At 58.9% G+C, this 26,537-nt stretch carries 18 protein-coding genes, 1 tRNA gene and 1 other annotated feature; of the genes, 9 read left to right on the top strand and 10 right to left on the bottom strand.

What is annotated here, in order from left to right; all coding sequences use genetic code 11:
* Nucleotides 1–62: 62 nt before the first annotated feature.
* On the bottom strand, nucleotides 63–281 hold the full coding sequence (locus tag LC354_RS13505) for a hypothetical protein (protein ID WP_223424655.1): 219 nt from the start codon (nucleotides 279–281) through the stop codon (nucleotides 63–65).
* Between the two features lie 55 nt (nucleotides 282–336).
* Nucleotides 337–1,440 carry a pyridoxal phosphate-dependent aminotransferase gene (locus LC354_RS13500; protein ID WP_223424653.1) on the bottom strand — a complete coding sequence of 368 codons (1,104 nt, stop codon included), beginning with the start codon at nucleotides 1,438–1,440 and terminating at the stop codon, nucleotides 337–339.
* A 148-nt stretch (nucleotides 1,441–1,588) separates the two neighbouring features.
* Between LC354_RS13500 and LC354_RS13495 the strand changes: the two genes are divergently transcribed.
* On the top strand, nucleotides 1,589–2,386 hold the full coding sequence (locus LC354_RS13495) for a crotonase/enoyl-CoA hydratase family protein (protein WP_223424651.1): 798 nt from the start codon (nucleotides 1,589–1,591) through the stop codon (nucleotides 2,384–2,386).
* Nucleotides 2,387–2,949: 563 nt separating this feature from the next.
* Here LC354_RS13495 and LC354_RS13490 read toward each other — a convergent pair.
* Nucleotides 2,950–6,069 carry a valine--tRNA ligase gene (locus tag LC354_RS13490; RefSeq protein ID WP_223424649.1) on the bottom strand — a complete coding sequence of 1,040 codons (3,120 nt, stop codon included), beginning with the start codon at nucleotides 6,067–6,069 and terminating at the stop codon, nucleotides 2,950–2,952.
* A gap of 366 nt (nucleotides 6,070–6,435) precedes the next feature.
* Here LC354_RS13490 and LC354_RS13485 point away from each other — a divergent pair, with 366 nt between their 5' ends.
* Entirely contained in the window at nucleotides 6,436–8,733 is a 2,298-nt protein-coding gene (locus LC354_RS13485; RefSeq protein ID WP_223424647.1) for a xanthine dehydrogenase family protein molybdopterin-binding subunit, read from the top strand.
* Nucleotides 8,711–9,796, top strand: a complete 1,086-nt coding sequence (locus LC354_RS13480) for a DUF2235 domain-containing protein (RefSeq protein ID WP_223424646.1) — start codon at nucleotides 8,711–8,713, stop codon at nucleotides 9,794–9,796. Before LC354_RS13485 ends, LC354_RS13480 begins: the two co-directional genes overlap by 23 nt.
* Nucleotides 9,797–9,825: 29 nt before the next feature.
* On the opposite strand, the gene LC354_RS13475 is transcribed toward LC354_RS13480, so the two are convergent.
* The gene (locus tag LC354_RS13475) at nucleotides 9,826–10,308 is read right to left on the bottom strand and encodes a PaaI family thioesterase (RefSeq protein WP_223424644.1); all 483 of its coding nucleotides are present in this window, start codon (nucleotides 10,306–10,308) and stop codon (nucleotides 9,826–9,828) included.
* A 68-nt stretch (nucleotides 10,309–10,376) separates the two neighbouring features.
* Nucleotides 10,377–11,234, bottom strand: coding sequence for a methylenetetrahydrofolate reductase (locus LC354_RS13470; RefSeq protein ID WP_223424642.1), 858 nt, complete (start codon nucleotides 11,232–11,234; stop codon nucleotides 10,377–10,379).
* A gap of 86 nt (nucleotides 11,235–11,320) precedes the next feature.
* Here LC354_RS13470 and LC354_RS13465 point away from each other — a divergent pair, with 86 nt between their 5' ends.
* Nucleotides 11,321–12,226, top strand: a complete 906-nt coding sequence (locus LC354_RS13465) for a LysR family transcriptional regulator (protein ID WP_223424640.1) — start codon at nucleotides 11,321–11,323, stop codon at nucleotides 12,224–12,226.
* Nucleotides 12,227–12,313: 87 nt separating this feature from the next.
* Here LC354_RS13465 and LC354_RS13460 read toward each other — a convergent pair whose 3' ends face one another.
* On the bottom strand, nucleotides 12,314–13,351 hold the full coding sequence (locus LC354_RS13460) for an NADP-dependent oxidoreductase (protein WP_223424638.1): 1,038 nt from the start codon (nucleotides 13,349–13,351) through the stop codon (nucleotides 12,314–12,316).
* 296 nt (nucleotides 13,352–13,647) lie between these two features.
* Between LC354_RS13460 and LC354_RS13455 the strand changes: the two genes are divergently transcribed.
* Nucleotides 13,648–14,433, top strand: coding sequence for an inositol monophosphatase family protein (locus LC354_RS13455; protein ID WP_223424637.1), 786 nt, complete (start codon nucleotides 13,648–13,650; stop codon nucleotides 14,431–14,433).
* 68 nt (nucleotides 14,434–14,501) lie between these two features.
* On the opposite strand, the gene LC354_RS13450 is transcribed toward LC354_RS13455, so the two are convergent.
* The 3 genes from LC354_RS13450 to putA form a co-directional block, all read right to left on the bottom strand.
* The gene (locus LC354_RS13450) at nucleotides 14,502–14,864 is read right to left on the bottom strand and encodes a GFA family protein (RefSeq protein WP_223424635.1); all 363 of its coding nucleotides are present in this window, start codon (nucleotides 14,862–14,864) and stop codon (nucleotides 14,502–14,504) included.
* Entirely contained in the window at nucleotides 14,861–15,595 is a 735-nt protein-coding gene (locus LC354_RS13445; protein WP_223424633.1) for a rhomboid family intramembrane serine protease, read from the bottom strand. The genes LC354_RS13450 and LC354_RS13445 overlap by 4 nt, the downstream gene beginning before the upstream one ends.
* A 247-nt stretch (nucleotides 15,596–15,842) precedes the next feature.
* Nucleotides 15,843–19,253 (bottom strand): bifunctional proline dehydrogenase/L-glutamate gamma-semialdehyde dehydrogenase PutA, encoded by a 3,411-nt coding sequence (putA, locus tag LC354_RS13440; RefSeq protein ID WP_223424632.1) that lies wholly within the window; start codon nucleotides 19,251–19,253, stop codon nucleotides 15,843–15,845.
* Nucleotides 19,254–19,347: 94 nt separating this feature from the next.
* On the opposite strand from putA, the gene LC354_RS13435 reads away from it, so the two are divergent.
* The 3 genes from LC354_RS13435 (at nucleotide 19,348) to LC354_RS13425 (ending at nucleotide 20,719) form a co-directional block, all read left to right on the top strand.
* Entirely contained in the window at nucleotides 19,348–19,836 is a 489-nt protein-coding gene (locus tag LC354_RS13435; RefSeq protein WP_223424630.1) for an Lrp/AsnC family transcriptional regulator, read from the top strand.
* A gap of 52 nt (nucleotides 19,837–19,888) precedes the next feature.
* Entirely contained in the window at nucleotides 19,889–20,443 is a 555-nt protein-coding gene (locus LC354_RS13430) for a tetratricopeptide repeat protein (RefSeq protein ID WP_223424629.1), read from the top strand.
* A gap of 190 nt (nucleotides 20,444–20,633) precedes the next feature.
* Nucleotides 20,634–20,719 (top strand) — tRNA-Leu (locus LC354_RS13425).
* A gap of 444 nt (nucleotides 20,720–21,163) precedes the next feature.
* Here LC354_RS13425 and LC354_RS13420 read toward each other — a convergent pair.
* Nucleotides 21,164–24,217 carry a family 16 glycosylhydrolase gene (locus tag LC354_RS13420; protein WP_317849320.1) on the bottom strand — a complete coding sequence of 1,018 codons (3,054 nt, stop codon included), beginning with the start codon at nucleotides 24,215–24,217 and terminating at the stop codon, nucleotides 21,164–21,166.
* A 625-nt stretch (nucleotides 24,218–24,842) separates the two neighbouring features.
* Nucleotides 24,843–24,959, bottom strand: a sequence feature (AL1L pseudoknot).
* Nucleotides 24,960–25,439: 480 nt separating this feature from the next.
* Between LC354_RS13420 and radC the strand changes: the two genes are divergently transcribed.
* Nucleotides 25,440–26,378: a RadC family protein gene (gene radC, locus LC354_RS13415; RefSeq protein WP_223424627.1), complete on the top strand. Its 939-nt coding sequence runs from the start codon at nucleotides 25,440–25,442 to the stop codon at nucleotides 26,376–26,378.
* The last annotated feature ends 159 nt before the right edge of the window (nucleotides 26,379–26,537 follow it).

Here is a 26,537-nt window from a genome sequence, read left to right as displayed (position 1 = left end):
GTGTTCTGAAAAATCCCGGGGGACGGCGCGTCAGCGGCGGCGAGCTGGCCCCCATTTTCCTGCTATTGCGGTTTGCCGCGCCGGATCGAGGCCGCTTCGTGCCGGGCCTTCCAAACAGGTATGCGGTCCAAAAACACGTTGACGCCGAAGCCCAACAGGACGGCAGCAACAAGGCCCCAGATAGCCCAGATCAAAACAAGCACCCAGGCAATGTTCACACCGAACATGACGATGCAGGCATTGGTGTAGTTGGGCGCGGTGCCCAAGCGGTGATCGTCCATGGCGACCTCAGAACAAACCTCTGTCATGTAAAATATAGGACGGGCGGCGCAGCTGTCAGCCCCCTTTTGCAGCTTTCAAAGCAACGGGCAGGGCCGCCGCAAAAAGATCCAGATCAGCGTCGGTTCCACAACTGATCCGAATGCAGCGGTTTTGCGGCGCGGCAAACGGCATGCGTACAAAAATGCCCTCTTCAATGAGCGCTTCCAGTACCGCCTTGGCAAATGCGCCATCCGCCCCGCAGTCAATCGCGATAAAATTGGTGGCGGATGGTATCACCTGCAATCCGTTTTCATGGGCTATGGTGGCGATGCGGGCCTTGGCGGCTTCAATCCGGGCGGCCACATCAGACAGATAGGCCTGATCGGCCAGCGCGGCCAAGGCACCGGCCTGCGCGCTGCGGTTCATGCCGAAGTGATTGCGCACCTTGTTGAAGGCATCGATGATCGGCGCGGCCCCGATGGCATAGCCCACCCGCGCTCCCGCCAGCCCGTAGACCTTCGAGAATGTGCGCATCCGGATAACACGCGGATCCGTCGGATCGATCCGAGGCGCCGTGCCGTCAGGGGCGCATTCGATATAGGCCTCGTCCAAAACCAGAACACAGCCGTCGGGCAAGTGATCCAATGCGGCTTCCAGAGTTGCGGCATCGTGCCAGGTGCCCATCGGATTGTCCGGATTGGACAAATAGACCAGCTTGGCCCCAACTTCGGCTGCTGTGGCAAAGAGGCTCGCGGGGTCTTCGTGGTCCTTCACATAAGGAACAGTGTGCAAGGTCCCACCATACCCGGCCACATGGTAGTTGAACGTGGGATATGCCCCAAGCGATGTCACGACATGGTCCCCGGGGCCCACAAACAGACGCACCAGATAACCCAGCAGCGCATCGATGCCTTCGCCGATCATGATGTGAGACATGTCGAGGCCGTAATGGGCGGCAAGTGCAGTGCGTAATTCATAGCTTTCGGGGTCGCCATATTTCCATTGATCTGTCTCGGCCATGGCCGCTGTTGCTTTGGGGGACGGACCGAAGACACTTTCGTTTGCACCAAGACGGGCTGCAAACGCACGACCCTGAAGGCGCTCCTGCGCTTCGGGCCCCACAAAGGGCACGGTTGAGGGAAGGCTGGCGGCGAGCGGGGTAAGGCGCAAATCTGTCATGACAACAGGCCTAGCGCGCACTCAGGGTCGGAGCAAGAGTTTGCGCGGCGCGGATCATGGGCGTCAAGGACAAGACCTTGCCCCAACGTTTTTCTGGTACCCGTCGGCAAGATGCGCTTGTGTGGTGCAGCCAGAAGGAGCCTGCGCCATGTCCGATACCGCACGCGTGACTGTCACGTACGAAAACCACATTGCCCATGTCCGTCTGACCCGACCGGACAAGATGAATGCGGTTGATCAGGCCATGATTGATGCGGTGATTACGGCAGGGCTTGAGGTTGCGGCCTCTGACGCGCGGGTCTGCGTGATTTCCGGAGAAGGTGAGGGGTTTTGTGCCGGGATTGACGTCGGTGGTCTCGGGGCCATGATCGGCAAGGACCCCGTTGATCTGCTCATGCCGCGGACACTGGGCGACGGCACCACCAATCAATGGCAAGAAGTCGCGATGGTCTGGACCCGCGTTCCGGTGCCCGTCATCGCAGCCATTCACGGTGTATGCTATGGGGCGGGCCTGCAGCTGGCGCTGGGTGCGGATATCCGGATCGCGTCACCTGACGCAAAACTCGCGGTCATGGAGATGAAATGGGGCATCGTGCCTGACATGGGCGGTATGGTGCTGTTGCCACGGCTCGTGCGGTCAGACGTGCTGCGCAAACTGACATACACGGCCACTCCGATCCCCGCGGCACAGGCCGAAGCATGGGGTCTGGTTACCGAACTGGCCGAAGACCCACTTGCGGCGGCCATGGAATTGGCAACGACACTGACCACAAAATCGCCTTCTGCCTTGCGCGCGGCCAAAGCCCTGATAGCCTATGCGGAAACCTCTGCCCATAAGGAGGTGCTGCTGGAAGAAAGCCGCGTGCAGGCGGAGTTGCTGGGCAAATCAGATCAAATGGAAGTTGTTGCAGCAACGTTCCAAAAAAGAGACCCGGTTTTCAAATAGACGCTCGCCGGGCCTTCTCTGTTCTGAAAAATCCCGGGGGTGAGCGCGACAGCGCGAGGGGGCTGGCCCCCTCTTAACGCTTCTCATGGGCGCGCGGCAAAAACTGCTCGCTGACTATCCTGGAAATCGTCTGCGAGCTTTACGCGCAATAATAGAGCGCAGCTTACATCTTTCATCTGGATCAATGAGGTTGGCATAGGCCGGGCGGGCATTGACCAACACTTGCTTTGGCGGGGAGTCCTCGGGCACCACGCCCGCTTGTGCCATCATGCGTAAACGTGCGGACTGGCCCGTATCCTTTTGGGCGGACCTTTGCGGCAAAGGATTGCTGTCGCCTTGGAGCCGTTGCGGTCCTCTGAAGTCTCGGATCTCGGCAATCTGGCGTTCGATCAAGTGTCTCAAGGCGCGCAGCATGGCGGAAGGATACCGCAAGCGGCGCGAGGGCCCAAGGCTTCGCGTCCATTTGAGCCGACGTTGCGCAGGAGAGGGTGCATTCAAAAAGGGGCTCTGCCCCCGGGCCTGCGGCCCTCCCCCGGAGTTTTTCTGGCAAGATGAAGATCGGATCAGCCGAGTTCCTGCAGGCGTGCAAGGGCCGCTTTCAGCTTGCTGTCTTCTTCTTCGCGCAGAGCCAGATTTGCCTTGGTCTCCTCGACGACTTCGGCGGGAGCACTTTCTGCGAATTTCGGGTTCTTGAGCCGACCGCGCAAGCCGCCGAGTTCCTTGGCAAGTTTGCCCAGCGTTTTTTCCAATCGCTCGATTTCGGCGCTGACGTCAATGACCTCCGCCAATGGTAGTCCGAATGTGCCGCCCGACACAGCGAGGGCGACCGTGCCTTTGGGAAAGTCCTCCACCTCGGACAGGCTTTCGAGCCGGGCAAAGCGTTTGATCAACGCCTCGTTCCGACCATAGGCGGCTTTGGCCTTGTCTTCGAACCCTTTGACCACCAGCGGAACATAGGCACCGGCGGGCACATGCATCTGTGCGCGCGCAGAGCGGATGGATTCGATCAGTCGGATCACCCAGTTGAGTTCTGTATCGGCGCCTGCGTCGACCAGATCGGTGGTGAAGGTGGGCCAATCTGCGTGGATCAGTTTTTTGGGGCGCGTCTTCTGCTGCCAGAGTTCTTCGGTGATGAAGGGCATGATTGGGTGCAACAGGATCAGGCATTGATCCAGTGCCCAGGCATATGTTGCCTTGGTTTCGGCTTTCTCGGCCTCCGTCCCTTCATCAAAGATGGGTTTGGTGAATTCCAGATACCAGTCGCAAAATGTGTTCCAGGTGAACGCGTAAAGTGTATTGGCCGCGTCGTTGAAGCGGTATTCGGTCAGCGCCTGATCCACCGTTTCGCGGGTTTTTGCGATCTCGCCCTTGATCCAGCGGTTGAGCGGATGGCGCGTCTCAGGCACAACATCACTGTGTGGCACGTCGAACGTGCCGCGCATCTCGCCATAGCTGGCGGCGTTCCAGAGCTTGGTTCCAAAGTTGCGGTACCCTGCGATCCTTTGCGTGTCGAGTTTGAGCGTGCCCCCAAGCGAGGCCATCGCCGCGGAGGCAAAGCGCAGCGCATCGGCGCCGTATTCGTCGATCAGGTCGAGCGGGTCGACCACGTTGCCCGTGGATTTCGACATCTTCTTGCCCTTGGCGTCGCGGACGAGGCCGTGCAGGTAGACGTTTTTGAAGGGGATGTCGTCCACCACCGCCAATTGCATCATCATCATCCGGGCAACCCAGAAGAACAGGATGTCCTGCCCGGTGATGAGGTCGGAGGTCGGGAAGTATCTTGCCAGTTCCGGGGTGTTTTCCGGCCAGCCGAGGGTCCCGATGGGCCAGAGGCCGGAGGAGAACCATGTGTCGAGCACGTCTGCTTCGCGCCAAACCGGGTAGATCAGATGTGTGGGGTCCTGGGACAGCGCATATTCCGCAAGACTGGCCGCAAGCGCATGTTCGCCTGCGTGTTTGTCTTCGACTTCGACTACCTGAGCATGGTTCAGAGGCGTTGGAAGCCCTGCAAGGACATCCATGAACTGCGCTTTGACTTCGTCAAAGCTTGGCGCGCAATGGTCGTGATGGTCGCCGTCTCGCAGTGTTTGATCCGACAACAATCGACCCAGCTCGACCATATCCAAGGCACCATCGCCTTCATCGTCGTAAACCCCATGCGAGGCGAGATCGAACCCATACCAGACCGGGATCTGGTGGCCCCACCACAACTGCCGGGAAATGCACCAGGGTTCGATGTTTTCGAGCCAGTGGAAATAGACCTTTTCGCCGCTTTCGGGCATGATTTTGACGTCACCATTGCGCACAGCATCCAGTGCCGGGCCGACAATCTTGTCGGTGTCCACGAACCATTGATCCGTCAGCAGCGGCTCGATCACAACCTTGGACCGGTCGCCAAAGGGCTGCATGATCGGCTTGGCCTCGACAAAGGGCCGGATCTCGGTGACGTCATTTCCGTCCGCATCCGTGGTCGTGACCGTTTCCATCACGGCGAGGCCTTCGGCGGTGATGTCGGCCACAACGCGTTTACGGGCTTCGAAGCGGTCCAGACCGCGATATTCCTCGGGGACCATATTCATGGCCGCGATCATGGCTTCACCAAAGGTTTGCGCGCCGTTGGCGATGGCTTGGGCCGTTGCCGCCTCTTCGGCATAGGCTTTGCCGTCGGCGCGCATCCGGGCCTGGCTGTCCATCAGGTTGTACATCGGAATGCCGCCGCGCTTGGCGACCTGATAGTCGTTGAAATCATGCGCGCCGGTGATCTTGACCGCACCGGAACCGAAATCCTTGTCCGGATATTCGTCGGTGATGATCGGGATCAGGCGGCGGTGCTCTCTTGGGCCGACCGGGATTTCACAGAGTTTCCCGACAATTGGCGCATAACGTTCATCGGATGGGTGAACCGCAACTGCACCGTCGCCAAGCATGGTTTCGGGCCGGGTCGTCGCGATCGAGATATAGTCGCGCTCTTCTTCCAGCGTGATATTCCCGTCTTCGTCCTTTTCCACATAGGTATAGGTCTCGCCCCCCGCGAGCGGATATTTGAAGTGCCACATGTGGCCGGGTGTCTCAACATTCTCGACCTCAAGATCAGAGATCGCTGTTTCGAAATGGGGGTCCCAGTTCACCAACCGCTTGCCGCGATAGATCAGGCCCTTTTTGTACATCTCGACAAAGACCTTGATCACGGCGTCGTGGAAATTGCCCTCTTCGCCCGCAGGCGCACCGGGGGCACCGGACATGGTGAAGGCTTCGCGCGACCAGTCGCAGGACGCACCGAGGCGCTTGAGTTGATCCACGATCGTGCCGCCACTTTCGGCCTTCCATTCCCAGACTTTGGCGGTGAATGCTTCGCGTCCCAGTTCCGTCCGGCTGGGTTGGTTTTGCTCGGCCAGACGGCGTTCAACCACCATCTGTGTCGCGATGCCCGCGTGATCGGTACCGGGTTGCCACAGGGTGTCGAAGCCGCGCATGCGGTGCCAGCGGATCATGATATCCTGCAAGGTATTGTTGAACGCATGGCCCATGTGCAGAACGCCCGTGACGTTGGGCGGCGGGATCATGATCGCATAGCTGGACGCGCCATCACGTGCATTCGCTCCGGCCTTGAAACAGGCATTTGCTTCCCAGTCGGCGTAGATGCGTGCCTCGACTTCGGCGGCGTTGAATTTTCCCAGTGCCATGGCGCTGTCCCCTTTGTCAGTTACGCCGTGAGATACCGGGGGGGAAGGATGAAGGAAAGGGGGGTTTTGGGCTTCGTCCCTGCGTCTTCCAGTGAACGCGCGGAGGCGACACCCAACCCTGTGACCTTGCTGCTGTGCCGTGATGACGTGCAAGTCCATCACACCGCGTGGCGTGCAAAGCTTCGTCATTTGCCTGTCATTCCCGACATGGCATCAGGGTATCAGGTGATGGAAACAGATCCCCCTATCACGCAACCTATCGTGACGCATGTTCATAGACTTATGCAGTGTCTTTGACTGGACACGCGGCCACCAACCGCTACGTTCGGCCCAACAGATGCCCTATGCCCGCCAAGGAGCCCAGTCATGGAAAAGTTCGGAAAAAGCCAACCTGTCAAACGTACAGAAGACGTTCGGTTTTTGACCGGAGAAGGCCGGTATGTCGATGACATCGCGCCGGCGAATGCGTTGCAGGCATTCGTTTTTCGTTCGCCCGTGGCCCATGCGGTCATCACCGGGCTGGATGTCACGGATGCCAGAGAGGCGGAGGGTGTGCATGCCGTCTATGTCGCCGCTGATCTTGAAGCGGCGGGCCTCAAGCTTGGGATGCGCGGTGCGACGATGAAGAATCGCGACGGGACAGATGGCGCAGCACCCGAACGTCCCATTCTGGCCAAGGGCAAACTGCGTTTTGTGGGTGAACCCGTTGCGATGATCCTTGCAAACACCCTGAGCCAGGCGCGGGACGCCGCCGAATTGATCCTGCTCGAGTATGACGATTTGCCCGCCAAGATGGATATCGAAGCAGGTGGAGAGACGATCCACGACGTCGCGCCGGACAACGTGGCCTATGACTGGCACATGGGCGATGAGGCCGCGACTGATGCGGCTTTTGCCGCAGCGGCGCGTGTGGTGAGCCTCGATGTGGGCGACAACCGGATCATCGTGAACTCGATGGAGCCGCGTGGCTGTTATGCCGAGATGGAAGGCGACCGCTTGCATATTGCGATCAACGGTCAGGGCGTTTGGGGCCCCAAGGACCAGTTGGCCGAGGTCCTGAAAATTCCGGCGGATGATATTCGCGTCACCAACCCCGACACCGGGGGCGGTTTTGGCATGAAGGGGATGATGTACCCCGAATACTTCGTGCTGGCCCATGCCACCCGCGATCTGGGCCGCCCGGTACGCTGGATGTCAGAACGCACCGAGGCGATGCTGTCGGATAATGCGGGCCGCGATCTGACCTCGCTCACCGAACTGGCCTTTGACGAAAACCACAAGATCACCGCCTACCGCGTGCTGAACAAGGCAAACATGGGCGCGTATAATTCGCAATTCGCCCAAGCCATCCAGACACAGCTGTTTTCGCGTGTTCTGATGGGGGTTTATGACGTGCAGACGACCTATCTGCGCTCCATCGGCTATTACACCAACACCACGCAGGTTGACGCCTATCGCGGGGCGGGCCGACCCGAGGCGATCTATATCCTTGAGCGGGCAATGGACCGCGCCGCGCGCGAATTGGGGGTCGATCCGCTGGAGTTGCGCCGCATCAACTTCATCAAGCCCGACCAATTCCCCTACAAAGCGGCGACGGGCGAAACCTATGACGTCGGTGACTTTGACAAAGTGCTCAGCCGGGCCGAGCGTGAGGCGGATATCGCTGGTTACGTCGCGCGTAAGGCGGCAGATGCCGACCGTGGTATGCTGCGCGGGATCGGTCTGTGTTATTACATCGAAAGCATTCTGGGCGATCCCTCCGAAACCACCAAGGTTGAGTACACCGAGGCGGGCCGCGTGAACATCTATGTCGGGACGCAATCGAACGGGCAGGGGCACGAGACGGTGTATGCCCAGTTCCTCAGCGACCAGACGGGTATTCCAGCCGATATGATTGACGTGGTGCAGGGCGACAGTGACAAGATCAAAACCGGTGGCGGCACCGGAGGGTCGCGGTCCGTGACGGTTCAGAACAACGCCACGATCTATACGGTCGAGGCCATGAGAGAGGCGTTCACCGCCTTTCTGTCAGAGGAGATGGGCGTACCTGCGGCCGACATCAGCTTTGATGACGAACGGTTCCGCGCCGATGGATCCAACATGACGCCGACCATGCTCGAGGTCGCCGAACTGGCCCGGGAAAAGGGCCGAGACGACCTGCTGGTGCACGAGCAGCGCGTCACACTTGCGGCCCGCAGCTTTCCCAACGGGTGCCACGTCTGTGAAGTCGTGATCGATCCGGAGACCGGCGTGACCCGCGTGGACCGCTATGTGGTCGTTGACGATTTTGGTAATCTTATCAATCCGATGCTCGCCGAAGGTCAAGTACATGGCGGTGTCGTGCAGGGTATTGGTCAGGCCTTGACCGAGCATGTAATCTTTGACGAGGATGGCCAACTGCTCACGGCATCGTTCATGGACTATGCCTTGCCTCGCGCCGATGACGTGCCCATGATTGGATTCACATCCGAGCCTGTGCCCTCTACCGCCAACGTGATGGGCATGAAAGGGTGCGGAGAAGCCGGAACGGTTGGCGCATTGGCGGCCGTGTCGAACGCGGTGCAGGATGCGCTGTGGGAACACGGCGTGCGGCAGGCAGATATGCCATTTACGCCGTCCAAGGTCTGGGAACTGATCGGAGATGTTAAGATCGCGGCTGAATAAAACCATTGCCCACTGGCTGCAAGGCTGGTTCGGAAAGGCTTTGCCGGAGGTTGCCCCTCCGGCCCGCGGTCAAACAATCCATGTCATTATTCTCGACGGCACCATGTCGTCGCTCAAGTCGGGCTGTGAAACAAACGCCGGTCTGACCTACAAACTGCTGGGCGAAATGGGCCGCCTTGTGTCCGTTTATTATGAACCGGGCCTGCAATGGTCCCATTGGCGCCGCGCCGGAGATGTCCTTTTTGGTCGGGGTATCAACCGCCAGATCCGCCGCGCCTATGGCTACCTTGCCTCGCGATACCACCCCGGTGATCGCATATTCCTGCTGGGCTATTCGCGCGGCGCCTATGCGGTCCGCTCGCTGGCCGGTGTGATCGACATGGTCGGTTTGTTAAAGACCGAACATGCAACGGTGCGTAATATCCGCGAAATCTATCGGCACTACGAATGTACACCTGGTTCCCCCGCTGCCGAAATCTTTGCGCGGGCCCATTGCCACCAAAGCGTCGAGATAGAAATGATCGGTGTTTGGGACACCGTCAAATCGCTGGGCCTGAACATGCCGGTGCTTTGGCGATACAGCGCGCCGCGCCATGCCTTTCACAACCATCACCTGGGCAAGTCGGTCAAACACGGGTTTCACGCCTTGGCGCGCAACGAGACCCGTGTCGCCTATGCGCCTGTGATGTGGGAAACCCCGCCAAACTGGAATGGCCATCTGGTGCAGATGTGGTTTCGCGGCACCCACGGAGATGTGGGCGGGCAATTGTCTGGCGCGCACGCGTCGCGCCCCTTGTCCAATATTCCATTGGTCTGGATGTTGGAGCAGGCCGAAGCCTGCGGGTTGCCGTTGCCGGAGGGCTGGCAGGCGCGTTATCCGCAAGATGCAAGCGCGCCTTCGATCGGGCTTTTCAAAGGATTTGGCCGCTGGTTCATCACACGCCGGGCCCGCAAGATCGGATTTGACCCGTCGGAGCGGGTGCATCCGTCCGTGGCGCAAGCCGAAAACGTGCCGTCCTGGAGCGAACGCCTGTGGCACAAGGCGGGGTTTGACGCGCCCTGAGGCAATCCTTTTGAGCGTCAGGCTGCGCGCTACCTCAGGTTCATGATAATGCAGGTGGTCGAGCCTGTGGCATAAAGCTTGCCATCGTCGGTGCCCCTGATTTCTCCGGTTGCAACGCCGGTTGAACGCCCCGCGTGATTGACGATGCCTATACAATCGATGCTTGTCCCCAGAGGGATCGAGCGCAAGATATTGATCTTGTATTCCAGCGTTGTGTACACGGAGCCACGGGGCACTTTGGTCATCACGGCGCACGCCATCGCGCTGTCCAGCAATGTGCCGTACCACCCGCCATGCACCGTCCCCATCGGGTTCGTGACGTTGAATTGGGGTGCGCCCCGAAACGTGACGGTGCCATCAGCGACATGATGCAGGGTATAGCCCATCGTGGCCGCGATGGGCGGCGCGGGCAGGTTACCTGAAAGAATACCCTGCATGAACTCCAAGCCGGAAAGGTCGAGAACCTGATCCTGGCTCAGCAGATCAGACGGCGATTGGGCGACACTGGGCATATATGGCTCCGCTGAAGATTTCAGCGAAGCCTAGGCTGGTCAAACCGATCGGTCCAACGCTTTTGAACTTACGCCACGTTGCGGATTGCCGCGGCAGGGACCAAACCCAATGCGCGGCAGACCTTCAGCGTCAGATCGGGGCGGTTGAGCGTATAGAAGTGCAACGCATCGACCCCTTCGCTGACCAGTGTATCGCAAAGGTCGGCACAATGGGTCAGGGCGAAAAGCTCTGCCCGGTCCTCGCGCTCTGCCCGGTCGAAGGCGGTTGCGGTGACCACGTCGACGGGCGTGCCACAACGATCCGCGAAGGCCTTTGCCCGCTTCCAGTTTGCCACCGGCAAGATCCCGGGCGTGATCGGTGCAGTGATCCCGGCATCGGCACAGGCATCGCGGAACCGCAGGAAACTGTCCGCTTCAAAGAAGAATTGTGTGATCGCTTCGGACGCACCTGCATCGATCTTGGCTTTGAGCCAGTCGATATTCTGCGCCATGGAAGCCGCGTCCGGGTGGCTGTCAGGATATGCACCGACGCGGATGTTGAATTTGCCCATCTTAGCCAGCGCTTCGATCAGTTCAACGCTGTTGGCATAGCCTTCAGGATGGGGCGTGAAGGCTCCGCCATTTTCCGCGTCGCCGCGCAGCGCGACGATGTCGCTGATGCCCGACGCCGCAAAGCGGGAGGCGGTACGCAGCACGTCCGACTTGCTTTGTCCGGTGCATGTCAGATGCGCCGCAACGGGCAGACCGGATGTCTTGCGCAGCGTTTGGGCGGCTTCCTGCGTCAGGGCCTGCGTCGAGCCGCCTGCACCGTAGGTGACCGAGATAAATCGCGGCTCCAGCGGGCTGAGGGCTTGCACCGTGTCCCACAAGTGAAACGAAGCATCGAGCGATTTTGGCGGGAAGGTTTCAAAAGACAGGGCGGTCATGGCGACTCCTTTGGGGTTGTTTCGAGTATGACCGGTTTAGTATGATGAGGCAAATTCATAACTTTCATCATAAACATGAGTCTCGCATGCATATTGAGTTTCGCCACCTGCGCACGATCAAGGCCATTCACGATGAGGGCGGGCTGGCACGTGCGGCGGAGCGCCTGCATATCACCCAATCCGCGCTGAGCCATCAGGTGAAAGGATTGGAAGCGCAGGCCGGTGTCGAGTTGTTCGTGCGGCGATCCAAACCCTTGAAGCTGTCTGCCGCGGGCTTACGCCTTTTGCGTCTGGCCGAGCAGATATTGCCGCAAGTCGAGGCGATGCAGGACGAGTTTTCGTCACTGCGCGACGGATCGACCGGCAGGATGCATATCGCGATCGAGTGCCATGCCTGTTTCGAATGGCTGTTTCCGGTGTTGGAAGCGTTTCGCCGCGCCTGGCCGGATGTGGATGTCGATATCCGTCCGGGGCTGGCCTTTGACGCATTGCCTGCGTTGTTGAAGGAAGAAGTGGATTTGGTGGTGTCGTCCGATCCGGAAGATCTGCCGGGGATCGAGTTCATCGAACTGTTTGATTACGCACCTGTTTTCGTGGCCGCCAGTGTGCACCCCCTGGCGCAGAAGCCCTTTATCGAGGCGGAGGATTTTCGGGATCAGACCCTGATCACCTATCCGGTGGAGCGGTCTCGTCTGGATGTATTCAGTCAGTTGTTGATACCGGCCAAGGTGGAACCGGCAGCCGTGCGCCAGGCGGAGCTGACAGCGGTGATCTTGCTGTTGGTCGCGTCAAATCGTGGGGTGTCCGTGCTGCCGGATTGGGTGGTACGTGAGGTAAAATATTCCAGCGATTACGTGACCCGCCCTCTGACAAAGAAGGGCCTGACCCGTAGCCTCTATGCTGCGGTGCGCAGTGAGGACCGGGACAAGCCTTACATGGAAAAGCTGATTGCCTTGGCACGTGACGAGGCGCGAAAACTGCAGGCTGTCTGAACGGTTTGCCAAATCACCGGGGCGCGCGTCGACGTGCGGCTCTGTTTCGCTGTCGCGAAAGGCGCCCGCCCGCCGACCCGGATCGCGTCAGATCACTTTGACGATCTGTTTGCCGACGTTGCGGCCTTGCAGCAGGCCAATGAAAGCCTCCGGCGCGTTTTCCAGCCCTTCGGCGATGTCTTCGACCAGCTTGATATCGCCACGGATCACCTTGGGCGTCACTTCGGTCAGAAATGTCGGATACTGGTTCCAGTGGTTTGAGATGATGAAACCTTGTACGTTGAGGAAATTGACCAGAATGGGTCGCCACAGCGCAGGTGCTGACATGGGCGCGTCGGCTCCTGCCCCCAGACCGCCCGCATTGTACCACGAGATCATGCCGCAGACGGGAATTCGTCCGAAGGGGTTCATCAGGGGCATAACGGCTTCGAGCACCTTACCGCCCACGTTTTCGAAATAAATGTCGATCCCATCGGGGGCGGCCTGCTTGACCGCGGCGCGCAGGCTGCGGGCATCGTCGTGGGCCCGGTGGTCGAGACAGGCGTCGAAGCCGAATGTATCAGTGGCGAGCGCGCATTTGTCAGCGCCACCGGCGATTCCGACCGTGCGCAGGCCGAGAGACTTTGCCAGTTGCCCGACCATGGATCCCACAGGGCCGGTCGCTGCCGCCACTACAAGCGTTTCACCTGCCTTTGGGCGACCATATTCCATCAATCCGTGCCAGCCGGTAAAGCCGGGCATGCCCAAGACGCCGAGTGCCGTGGTGATGGGGACGATGTCGGGGTCAATCTTGCGCAGCATTTTGGCGGGTTGGATGGCATGGGTGGCCCAGCCCAGCATGCCGAATACATAATCGCCGGGTTCGAAACCGTCGGCCTTGGATTGGATAACCTTGCCGACACCGCCGCCTTCCATCGTGCCGCCGATGGGCACCGGTGCTGCGTAGGACTTTGCGTCATCCATGCGCCCACGCATGTAGGGATCAAGCGACATGTAGTGAACACGCACCAGCACCTCGCCGTCCTTTGGCGTGGGAACCGCGCAGGTTTCGAGCGCAAAGTTGTCCGGCACCGGTGCCCCGTTCGGGCGGCTGGCCAGGGTGATGTGTTGCATTTGATCGGTCATGAGGGGTCCTCTGCAGTTGCTGGGTGCGTCATTTGGACTGTGTATCTTGTTCAGCGGTTGGGCACATACTTTTATCGCAAGTGCCGTGTTTTGAAATTTGCAAAGCGGGTGGAGTGGGGGCAGTGCAGTTTGTCGGTCGCATACGCGAACTTGACCGGCATTGTTCCAAGGCACTGCGGCATTCTGTTTTTCCAAATTACGGGTCTGCGGGTGCTGCGGGCCCGGCCGCCTCTTGGCAAGGGCACCCATGCGGCGTATAGCGCGCGTCTGATCCCATATCCTTTCGGAGCGACCCCATGCAAGGCAGCGCAAATCTTAACATCATGATGAAGGCCGCGCGCAAAGCCGGCCGGTCGCTGGTCAAGGACTTCCGTGAGGTCGAAAACCTCCAGGTGTCCTCCAAGGGGCCGGGTGACTTTGTTTCCAAAGCGGACATTGCCGCCGAGGCCATCATCCGTGAAGAGTTGCGCACCGCGCGTCCCACCTATGGCTGGCTGGCCGAAGAGGGCGGCGAAGAGGACGGCGAAGACCCGACACGGCGCTGGATTGTGGATCCGCTCGATGGCACCACCAATTTTTTGCATGGATTGCCGCATTGGGCTGTTTCCATTGCGTTGGAGCATAAGGGCAATGTCGTCGCGGGGGTCGTCTATGATCCAGCCAAGGACGAGATGTTTTTTGCCGAGAAAGGGCAGGGCGCATTCATGAATGATACGCGTCTGCGTGTGTCGGGCCGCACGAAGATGATCGAAGGTCTCTTTTCGACGGGTCTACCCTTTGGCGGGCGCTCCGATCTGCCGGAGACCCTGAAGGAATTGGCGCGTCTGATGCCGGTCTGTTCCGGTGTGCGCCGTTTCGGTGCTGCGGCGCTGGATCTGGCTTATGTGGCGGCGGGCCGCTATGATGGCTATTGGGAGCGCCGGTTGAACGCCTGGGACATCGCGGCGGGTCTGCTGATCGTGAAAGAGGCAGGCGGGCTTGTCGAGCCTTTGACGCTTGGCAACAATATGCTGGAGGATGGCGAAATCATCTGTGCCAATGAGCCGATGTTCGCGCACCTCGCCAAGATCATCCGGGTCTGATCCAACGGACTGGCCGCGATGCGGCCAGACGCCATGTTTTGTTTGCCGCTTGTGTCAGCCGGTGCGTTTCAGTCCTTGCGGTCTGATGGGTGGTTGACCCCGTCGTTACAGCGGATCGGTTCGTGGTCTGCGGGGTTGACGCCTTCGAGCGTTCCCATGTTGACCCCGGCCTTGGTCGGATCGGCCCGCTGATTATGGAACATGTAGATGCCGCAGATTTTGCAGAAATGGTGACGCGCTGTTTTCGTGCCCCACTGGTACAGAGTCAGACTGTCCGCCCCTTGCACAATTTGCACGCTGTCTTTTGACACGGTCACTGCAGGGGCCGCGCGCCTGCGGCAAAACGAGCAATCGCATCGGGCGGCAGAGGCCAAGCCCTCCGTCAGGGTGACGTCGAGCACGACGGCTCCGCAATGGCAGCTGGCTTTCATCGCCGCACCTTGGGGATGCTCGAGCGCGCATACCGCGCTTCGGGGTGTGGGGGTCGTCCGTGCGTGCGTCGCCAGAATGCAGGACCACCGCGCTTGAGCCAGAGCGGAATCGTCAGGATCAGCCCGGCGATAAACCCTCCGGTATGGGCCCAATAGGCGACGCCGCCTTCGTCCGGGTTGGACGCAGCCCCACCGATGAACTGCATGCCGAACCAGACCATCAACATGATCCAGGCCGGGATCGGGAACACCCGGATGAACACGATCAGGATCAGCAGAATATCGACGCGCGCTCTTGGAAACAGCAACAGGTATCCGCCCATCACGCCTGCAATCGCACCGGACGCACCGACCGTCGGGACGGCGGAATAGGGGGCGGAGATCACATGTATGAGCCCGGCCAGAATCCCTGTGCAGATGTAGAAACCGAGGAATGGTCCATGGCCCATTTCGCCTTCGACGTTGTCGCCAAAAATATACAAAAACAGCATGTTGCCCGCCAGATGCATCCAACCGCCATGGAGGAACATGGATGTCAGCAGAGTTTCGTAACCTCCGCCCAATGTCAGCCGTCCGGGGATTGTTCCGTACTGCGAAAAAAACAAGTCCAGGCCGCGTGGATTCTCAAACAGTCCAATATAGCTGAGAAAGACGGCGACGTTTATGGCCATCAAAAGGTAGGTCATGTAAGGCGTGCGCCCGGATGGATTATGATCGCGGATCGGAAACATTGTTGCACGCTGGTTCATTGGTGGAACGGCGTCAAGCGGTTGTCCGGTCAGGTGGCTCCGCAGAGCGTGTCCCGCCACTGAGGACGTCGATTTTGCTGCTCAATCGAGCTGAGTTCGGGGCGGCGCACGACTTGAAAATCAACGTAAGTTTCGACGCCTGATTTGAAGACGTCAGAGTTTTGAAAAACAGAAGCCGAGGCGCTCCGGCCTCGGCTTCTGGTGGGTTACAGGCGCGCGGTTATCACCATCAACTGGCCGCGCCCAGCAGCGCCGCGTTCCCGCCGGACGCTGTTGTATCGACGCAGATGTGCCGCTCGTTCAAGGCATGCGCCCGGTCGGGCTGGCCGGTGATCAGCGCGATGATAGGGCCTTTGCGGGCGGCGAGCGCCTGTTCCATGGCCTTGGCCGTGTCCATGTCTCCCCACCAGATCACGCCACCATAGGCCGGGCCTGTGGTCAGGTCGTGCGGCGCGATATTCCCGGTTGCCATGACGGCGTGACCGCCCAGAGCCCGAATTGCGTCTGCTTGCGCTTTCGCTGCTTCTGCGCCCGGTCCAATGCACAGCAACGCGGGTTTGGCGTGATGGCTCAGCACATTCGATTCGCCTGTCGGTCCGGGCAACGCGACGTCGCGTTGCGTCGTGATTTTGGACGCCGGAAGTGCAGGCAGCGCAGCTTTCGATGTCCAATTTGACGCCGCGCCCGATGGAGCGGCAGCGCGGTAGCGCATCAGGTAATCGGGTCCGCCGGCCTTGGGTCCGGTGCCGGACAGACCGAGACCGCCAAAGGGTTGGCTGCCGACGATGGCGCCGATCTGGTTGCGGTTGACATAGATATTGCCTGCCTTGATCCGGTCAGCCACATGTTGGACGCGGTCGTCAATGCGGGTGTGCAGGCCAAAGGTCAGTCCGTAGCCGGTGGCGTTGATATCGTCGATGACCCGGTCGAGATCTTTCGACTTGAAGGTCGCCAGATGCAGGACCGGGCCGAAGATTTCGCGCTGCATATCGCCGATCCCGTTAACCTTGATCAGGGTCGGGGCCACATAGGTGCCGTCGCTTGGTGATTTCAACTGGTGCAAAACCCGCCCGTCAGCGCTGGCGGTTTCGATATGTGCGTCGATCCCGGCCTTTGCCGTTGCATCGATGACGGGGCCGACGTCTGTGGACAGCGACCAGGGCGCGCCAACCACCAACGCGTCCATCGCTCCGGTCAGCATTTCGATGAAGGGCTTTGCGATGTCTTCCTGCACATAGAGGCAGCGCAGGGCAGAGCAGCGCTGGCCTGCGGATTGGAACGCGCTTTCAACGATGCTGCGCACGGCCTGTTCGGGCAAGGCGGTGCTGTCGACGATCATCGCGTTCAACCCGCCCGTTTCCGCGATCAGCGGCGTGCCGGGGGCTGCGTGCTCGGCCAGGCTGGACCGAATGCGCAAGGCGGTTGCGGTTGATCCGGTGAAGGCGACGCCATTGGTGCGGCCATCCGATGTCAACGCGGCACCGATGCTGCCATCACCGGGCAGAAGTTGCAGCGCACTTACTGGGACCCCGGCTTTTTGCAACAGCGTTACGGCAAAATGCGAGATCAGCGGCGTCTGTTCCGCCGGCTTGGACAAAACGGCGTTGCCCGCGGCCAATGCAGCGGCAATCTGACCCGTGAAAATGGCCAGAGGGAAGTTCCATGGAGAGATACAGACGAACGTCCCGGCAGGGGCTGTGCCATCCGCTTGAGTGGCGTAATAGCGCAGGAAATCCACCGCTTCGCGCAATTCGGCCACGGCATCGGGCAGGGTCTTGCCCGCTTCGCGGCACAAGAGCGCGAAGAGTTCGCCAAAGTTGGCTTCGTAGAGATCGGCAGCCGCCATCAAAATGGCCTTGCGCTGGTCGGCAGACGCATCCCAAGGCGCCGCATCGGCATAGGCCTGCGTGACATCCTCAGGCGTCGCATCCGCGACCGTACCAACCTGATCGGTTGGGTTGGACGGGTTTATCACGTCACGTGTGGATCCATCTGTTGGTGAAACGGTCAACGGCGTGGCATGCCATTGTTTGGTGGCGAATGGCGCGCGCGCGATTTCGATCTGTGCCAATGTCGGTGCATGGCTCAGATCGAAGCCCGCCGAATTGCGCCGCTCTGGCGCAAACAGGTCCGGGCCTGTTGGAATGACCACGGCGTTGTCGTTCAGCATCTCGAACGGATCGGCCGCAACCACTTCGGCTGGCACGGTCTCGTCCACGATCTGGTTCACAAAGCTCGAGTTGGCCCCGTTTTCCAGCAGCCTGCGCACCAAATAGGCCAACAGGTCGCGGTGCGCACCGACGGGCGCATAGATCCGGCAGCGCGTGCTGTTTTCGCGCAGCACGATATTGTGCATCGCTTCGCCCATACCGTGCAGGCGCTGGAACTCATAGGGTTGGTTGCCCGCCATGTGCAGGATCGCCGACACCGTGTGCGCGTTATGGGTCGCGAACTGCGGATAGATCCGGTCGGTCATGCCCAGTAATTTGCGGGCATTTGCGATATAGGAGACGTCTGTGGCCGCTTTGCGGGTAAAGACAGGGAAGCCATTAATGCCTTCGACCTGCGCACGCTTGATCTCGGTGTCCCAATAGGCCCCCTTGACGAGGCGCACCATGATGCGCCGGTCATAGCGCGCGGCCATATCGTAGAGCGTGTCGATGACGGTGCCCGCACGTGGACCAAAGGCCTGCACCACGACGCCAAAGCCGTCCCATCCTGCGAGGGCATCCTCCGACATCACGGCTTCGATGACCTGAAGCGAGATGGACAGCCTGTCCGCTTCTTCGGCATCGACGTTCAGACCCATGCCCGCAGATTTTGCCAGCAGGGCCAGCGACCGCAACCGTGGCACCAGGTCGCGCAACACGCGATCCTCTTGCGCCCGTTCATAGCGGGGATGCAAGGCCGACAGCTTGACGGAAATCCCGGGATTGGCGCGGATGTCGTCATGGGTGCACGCATTCGCAATCGCCGAGATCGCGCGGCTGTAGCTGAGGTGATAGCGCCGTGCATCGGCTTCGGTGATCGCGGCCTCGCCCAGCATGTCGTAGGAATAAGTGTACCCTTTGGCCTCCATCCCCGCAGCGCGGTCCATGGCAGAGACGATGTTTTCGCCCAGAACGAATTGGCGGCCCATTTCCTTCATGGCGCGGCTCACGGCGCTGCGGATCACCGGTTCACCCAGCCGTTTGATGGCGCCACGCAGGTGCTTGATCGGACCTGGTTGTTCGTCGTCGAGCACCCGGCCGGTCAGCATCAGCGCCCATGTTGACGCATTCACAAGGCTCGAAGTCGAGTGTCCAAGGTGTTTGCCCCAGTCCGACGGGGCGATCTTGTCTTCGATCAGGGCGTCGATCGTGTCGGCGTCGGGGACCCGCAGCAAAGCTTCGGCCAGACACATCAGCGAAACGCCTTCGTCCGTCGACAGGCCGTATTCGGCCAGAAACACCTCCATCAATCCAGGCGCTGCCGTGGTGCGGATGGCCGTCACCAATTTGGCCGCTTTGGCGCAGATTTGGGCGCGGTCGTCGGGGCTGAGGGCGGCCACATCGACCAGGTCGGCAAGCGTCGCCTCGGCGTCAGCATACATGCCCGCATCAAGATCCAGGGCGAGGTCGGAAACAGCAGTGCGGTCCATGATTAGTTCCTTTTCCATTTTTCCCAGTATATCAACGATACAACGGGCGGTATCGTTGAATACATAGGATCGTGCAGGTCAAATGAGCAAAAATATGCCAAAAAACAATTCAATCGATCTGTCACAGCTGGATAAGCTTGATCAGGCGATTCTTTCCGCCTTGGCCGAAGACGGCAGGATGAGCATCACGGATCTGGCAGTGCGGATCGGCCTGTCAAAATCTCCGACACAGGCGCGGTTGCGTCGGTTGGAAAGCAGCGGCGTCATTATGGGATATCGGGCATTGCTTGACCCCATTTCGCTTGGTCTGGATCACGTGGCTTTTGTTGAAGTCCGCTTGAGCGATACCAGAGATGCGGCCTTGCGGGCGTTCAACGCCGCTGTGCGGAAAGTACCGCAGATCGAGCAAGCCCATATGATTGCAGGGAACTTCGATTATTTGCTCAAGATCAGAACCCGGGACATGGCCCAATATCGCGCATTTCTCGGCGATGTGATTTCGACGTTGCCGCATGTGGCTGCGACATCCACTTTCGTCGCAATGGAAGCGGTCAAGGAAGTGATGTTGCCCGGGATTGACTGACCGGCGGCGGACGAGGCTTGACCTATGGTCTCGACGCTACATTCTCTAAGGTATGAAACTTGCACTTATCCTTGCGGTCTTCGCGGCCCCCGTTTTCGCCGACACATGCCCGCCTGCGGGCGATTTTTCGGAAGAGTTGGCGACGCTTCGGTCCGCCGCAAACGCAGCTCCTGATGAACGCGCGGGCCGGGCCGTGTCGGACAAGATGTGGGAGGTGTGGCTGCGCGCCCCGGATGAAAGGGCGCAGACGGCCCTCGATCGCGGAATGCGCCAGCGTGGCAACTATGATTTTGCCGGAGCCTATGACAGCTTTGACCGGCTTGTCGCCTATTGCCCCGCTTACGCCGAAGGATACAACCAGCGCGCCTTTATCAGCTATTTGCGCGCGGATTATGACGCGGCTTTGGTTGATCTTGATGCCGCACTTGACCTGTCGCCGGACCACGTTGGCGCCCAATCCGGCCGCGCCCTGACACTCATGCAACTGGGTCAGATCGCCGAAGCGCGGACACAGCTTCAGGCCGCACTAAAGAACAACCCGTGGCTCTCTGAACGCGCGCTTCTGGCCAAAGGGGGACCCCTCGCCCCGAAAGGCGAAGATATCTAATCTCGGGCTTGAGGTGCCTGCATAGATTGCCTAACACGGTGGTGTGTCGGCGTGATGGAGCGGTCGACATGCGAGACCTGAAATCCTTGCGTCCGTTCTGAAATAGGCATACGAAACAAGGTGTTGTGACGAATAAGCTGTTTCTAGCCGGATATATGCCGGGAACTGAGATTGAAGAACAACGCCAGATGCGGGCGTGATGGAATGGTAGACATACCAGACTTAAAATCTGTTGGGCGTATGCCCGTGTGGGTTCGACTCCCACCGCCCGCACCAAAATATCAATTGATTATAAGTGGTTACTACCAGCCTCTGGCGTATGTCGGTGGCTTTGTGCCTCGAGATCAAATGTGAGACAACCTATTCGGTCGCTACATGAGCGTGACCTGGCGAATGTTCTGCGAGGGTAAGGTCGAGCTCCCGGCGACTGCCAAGCGGGTTAGCCTTTTCTTTGCGCTGCCTGTCTCTTCAACTCCAGGCTGACCACATCATCGATGCGTTCTTGCATTTTTTCTGGCTCCCAAGAAAGCCAGTCTGGCACATTGCGAAGCCGCATCTACCTTATCAACTTTCAAGAGGTGCGCGCTCGACGTGCACGACTTCGAGCAGATTGGCGGAAATGAATTCAGTGGACGACGAAACGAGGAGGTCCTGATGACGAAAGTTGCAATGCTTCCTGGTCAAAATATCGCATGATCCTCCCCAGAACGGGTTGCGTCGCTACAGTATCAGCAAGGAGATGTCTTCTGCGTCGACACCCTCTGCAATTATTTGTCTGACATCACCTGTGAGGGTATCTGTGACGGTGATCCGATCGCTGGCCACATCGAGTGTCAACACGGAGGGGTCAATTGCATAGATCAGGATGTCCTCTCCTGTCTCGAAATCAAAGATCACATCGCGATCGATTTCGTCAAATTTGAACGAGAACGTGTCTCTACCTGTGCCACCCCGTAACCTGTCTCCGCCTGCACCGCCATCGAGTGTGTCTTCGCCTTCATTTCCCCATAGCCAATCGGTATCAAGACCGCCGTTCAAGATGTCCGCACCTTCGCCCCCGCGCAGGGTATCTTTGCCTTCTCCGCCCCAAAGATGGTCCGATCCACCGCGACCGATCAAACGATCGTTACCCTCTCCGCCCTCGAGTGTGTCGGTGTCTTCATGTCCCTTCAACGTGTCGTTTCCGGTTCCACCCTCCATCAGGCCCCCACCAGAGTCGGCACTGAGGCTGTCGTTGCCCGCGCCGCCCAACACGTGATCGTGACCATCGCCACCTGTGATCGTGTCGTTGCCGGCACCTCCCTCCAGCAGATCGTCTCCTGCACCGCCCCATAGAAGGTCATCGCCATCGCCGCCGCGCAGGGTGTCGCCGGCGTCGTTTCCTCCCAGAGTGTCATCGCCATTGCCGCCATCAAGAATATCACCATCCGAGCTTGCCCTCAGGCTGTCATCCCCATCGCCACCCCAAGCCTCGTCAAGGCCTGCACCGGCCCAGATGGTGTCGTTTCCGGCTTCGCCCGAAAGGAAATCTCCGCCTTCTGTGCCGCTGTCTTTCAGCACGTCGTTGCCGTTCCAACCGTAAAGGTCATCCTGACCCGCGCCCCCATCCAAAACGTCGTCGCCGTCCATGCCGGCGATTGTGTCATCCCCCTCGCCACCGGTCAGAGTGTCGTCACCCGCCGTGCCTGCACTTTGATCCGCCTCGGCGGTACCTTCGAAGGTTTGACCCTTGGTCAGATCCCAGACTGTGCCGTCCTTGAACATGACACGTTCAATATATTGGCCAAGGTCGGTTCCACCTGCGCCTTGGGTTACCTTCACGGCGACATACGTGATTTCGCCACTGTCTGCCTCAATCACCAGGCGCCATCGGGCCCAGTCGATGTGACCACTTACCTGATCCGCGTTCAGATCGGCGAAGTAAATCGTATCAAAGCCTTGCCCAGGCTGTTCCCAGATCAGTTCTGTGAGCGGCTCCGGTCCGCCATCTCCTTGACGGATGATATAGGTATCGTCGCCAAATCCCCCAACCAAGGTGTCAGCACCGGTGCCGCCGTCCAAGGTGTCATTACCGTCTCCGCCGATCAGATAGTCTGCCCCGCCGCGGCCCAGAATTAAATCGTCTCCGTCCTTGCCGTTGAAGACGGTTCCCAGATCATTGCCAGTCAGGGTATTCGCTTCGGTATCGCCCAGAAGCGTTGCCGCGGTCGTGTCTGTCGGGTTGTCGCCTTCCGATACGGGTTGCAGGATAAGATCTGCAAGTCCCGCTTCGCTGTCTGCTTTGATGACAATATCACCATACAGTTCAAGAGCCTTGTGTGCTCCAGTGAACAGGACACCGTTTTCCAAATCGCCATAATCGGATGTATCCGTTGAGGCCGGAATGGTTTCGATCCCGGGAACATCATAGGCACGAATGTAATCGATGAGAAACGACGGGTCTTCGGGGGTCGTCCCGTCAGACGGGCCATTCCATCCACCGACGGCCAGATTGAGAACCAGGACCATCGGACCGTGCATGTCATCGGGTGTTGCAGTGCGGTGGATTTCGACACCTTCAAATGTGAAAATTACTTCACTGGGAGTCCACAACATACCAAAGGTGTGAAAGTCGCTGGCCATATCGGGTACCAGCCATTGATCGATGCTGGTGACCGGCTTGCCCCAGACTTCGCTGATAACCCCCGACCGCAAGATGTGCGTCTCATCCCCCATGACATCAAAAACGTCGGCTTCGGATGGCCAGGAGCCATCATTGGGAACAAGCCAAAATGCAGGCCATAGACTCTGACCTTCAGGAAGTTTCGCCCGGATTTCCACATACCCGTAGGTCATTTCGAACGTTCCGAACGTGTTCAACTCTCCTGCGAGCCATTTTTCCGGATAGATATCCTCCAGGGCCTCAGGCGTGAGCCTTGCCCCAATCGACAGAGCGCCGTCACCAACAGAAAAGGGGGACCATGTCTCGGTTCCGCCATCGGGTGTCGGGATGTCGACGTGATCCACATAACTGTGCTCCCTTGTACCCCCGGAGGTGAGCAGAAAAGCAGGATGCCCGTTGGGTCGAATGGTGTTCCACTGATCGCTGAGCGTCGTGTCGTTGAACTCGTCGAAAAAATTCAGAATCGCGCCCTCGGGTAGTCCGCCCTGATCCGCAGAGGCAACTGTCAAATCTTCGGGCGTGAGCTCATCAACTGTGACCCCCAAAAGGGTGACAGTTTGGTCTTCTGCGAGGTGAAGGATTGACCCCGATCCATCTGCCGTCGCTTCGGCTGCCGCAAGCAGGGAGGCTGCATCCAAATGGTCGGTATGCCAGATATCGATACGATCGAGGCCGACCTCGAAATCTACAATGACGTCATGGCCATCGCCGTCCATAAAGGCAAAACTGTCAGCGCCGCCGCCACCCGTGAGCGTGTCGTTGCCCTCATACCCCGCGATGGCTTGGGTGCCATCCCCACTGGTGATCCGGTTGTCGAGATCATTGCCTTCCAATGTGTGCCATCGGTCGCTGCGACTGAATTCCAGATCTTCGACATTATCCGGCAAGGCAATTGATGTTCTCGACAAGATTGTGTCGTGACCGCCGTCCGCTTCTTCGATGATCGTGGTATCCAGTTTGTTTACACGGTACTGGTCGTCGCCGTCGCCTCCCACCAGAGTGGTATCAGCATGTTTGTTTGTCAGTCTGTCGTCGCCACCAAAGCCCAGAACCAAGTCTCCGGCGGTTTCTGTCAAGAGAATATCGTCGTTGTTGGTTCCTTCAACTCGCATAGCAGGTTGTCCTTGAAATAGAGGGATTGCACTCGGAAAGCCTGTGCCAAAAAACAGATTCCAGTTAATTTCAGACTACCTGCCGTATTTCCGCATAGGTTGTAAAGTTGTCGTATAGATTGTATTGAGAAATCAATAAAGCGGTTGTCAATCACGTCGCTACCGCCTGGTTGCGCAGACAGACTGCAACTGAGAATACGCCTTGGCTGAGACAGAATTCAGGCGGTTCATTCAAAACTTGGGCAGTTAAGCCCAGTCATCCGCTTGCGCACGCAGGTGTCAAACTTGGCTTCTGTTTTTCAATGTTCAAAGGCGCGCGCCAGCGGCCTTGGTCCCGTGACAGCCTTCCGACGGCCGTTTCAGTGCCTGTCAATGCATGCGTAGTATACATGAGAGCTGGAACGATCTGGAGGGTGTTGGGTTGGCGCTATCGGCCTAGGCTGCGCCGATGCAGGCTCGGAACATCAACTGTAAGCCCATCGTTTCCCCCCCATTTCATCGCTCATGTTGTTTGGCTCTACGTCTTGTTCAATCCGAGCCTTCGTGAAGTTCAGGAGTTGATGCTGGTACGTGACGTAGATGTTTCCCGAATACCTGTTTCATCCCGGATGATCAGATAGCGCCTTGGCGATCCCTGGAACCTCGGCGGATCGGCTTGACACCATGTGCACAGCGGCGATCATCGATGAACGCGATCATTTGCGGAATGGGGCGGTCGTGCTCCGCCGAAGCAAAATATGCGTCGGCCTTCGTCAGGATCCCGTTGGTTTGCCTGAATGCACCCTAAGCACGCGCCAGGGCCTTGATCGGTGCCTTCTGCGCGCTCTTGGGTCCCGATCATTCGCCTGCATCACGCGCTGCGCGCCGACACCAGCCCGGCAGGCTGAAAAAACGAATAGCCCAACATCCGGGCATTTGACTGGCAGGCGGCGATGTCGTTCCTGCAATCAGAACGCTGTTCGCGGAAAAGCCAAACGCCGCATGCACCGAACGCGGCCGTGTCGCTCGAGGTGTTTTTTTGCCTGTCATGAGGCTCACCTTTCGAGAGTTTCACGTTTCGCTAAAACCGGGGCGGTTTAATAACGCGCTGTTGGCCTGTTCCTGACAGATGGGCAGGTGATGCTTATTTGCCAGATCCAAACAATCGACCGACGATTAAGCCACGATTAACCAACTTCTGGTGAGTTGATCTTCGAATGTTTTTTCGGCTTGGGGCAACGTCATGCAATTTGGACTTTGGACGGATATAAAGCAGGTGCTTTCGAGCGGGTCCAAACGACGGTCTCCGCTGCGCGCGGCACGTCCGGCGAAAAAACCGTCTGGCTTTTCTGATGGGGCGTGGGAGAGTTTCAAGGACCTCGAAGCCCGGATGCCGCCGCCGGATGCAAAAACGAAACCTGCCTACCAGCCCAAATTTCAGAAAGCGGCACGCCTGTCCGACAAGGTAACGGCGGGCGGTGGTCTGATCACCGACAAGGACGGGGCAAAACGACCGCATTACTGGGGGCATCGCGAGCGATTGCGCACGCGGTTTCTCAATGGTGGCCATGAGGCCATGCCTGAATATGAGCTGCTGGAATTGCTTTTGTTCAATGCGATTCCGCGCATCGACGTCAAACCCCTGGCCAAGCGTCTTTTGTTGGAATTTGGCGACCTGAACGGTGTCATCGCCGCGTCCAAGCACCGTATTCTGCAAATCGACGGGGCCAACGATTGGGTGTTTTATCATCTTCGCATTGCAGAAGCCTTTGCGCATCGCATGGGGCAAGGCAAGTTGCGCGAGAGAGATATTCTGTCGTCGTGGGACGCGCTGATCAGCTATTGCCGAACGGTCATGGCGCACCGTGAAAACGAACAGTTCCGGGTCCTGTTTCTGGATCGCAAGAATGTGCTCATCGCGGATGAGGCGCAAGCACAAGGTACGGTGGACCATGTGCCCGTATATCCCAGAGAGGTTGCCAAGCGTGCGCTGGAATTGAACGCCAGCGCGATCATCATCGTCCACAACCACCCTTCGGGTGATCCTACGCCCAGCCATCAAGACGACGACATGACTCAACAGCTTTTGGCCGCCTGTCAGGCCATCGGCGTGACGATCCATGACCATGTGGTCATCGGGAAAGAGGAGGAGTTCTCATTCAAGCGCAATGGATGGATGTGAGCCCTCAAGTCCTCGTAATGTCGTAGACACTTTTCCATTATGTGAAATACGCGCCTCCAAACCGGCGGGTCATGTTCATCGAGGTACTGTAACCTGACGTCTGGAAATTTAGTTGGAGATTGCGCTGAGAGCCCCTGCCGAGGCGTGCCCCGGCAGAGG

The organism is Tateyamaria pelophila, from assembly GCF_019966495.1.
GTDB lineage: Bacteria > Pseudomonadota > Alphaproteobacteria > Rhodobacterales > Rhodobacteraceae > Tateyamaria > Tateyamaria pelophila.
Note: the sequence above shows the minus strand (reverse complement) of the source record. Positions and strands in the feature narration are given on the sequence as shown.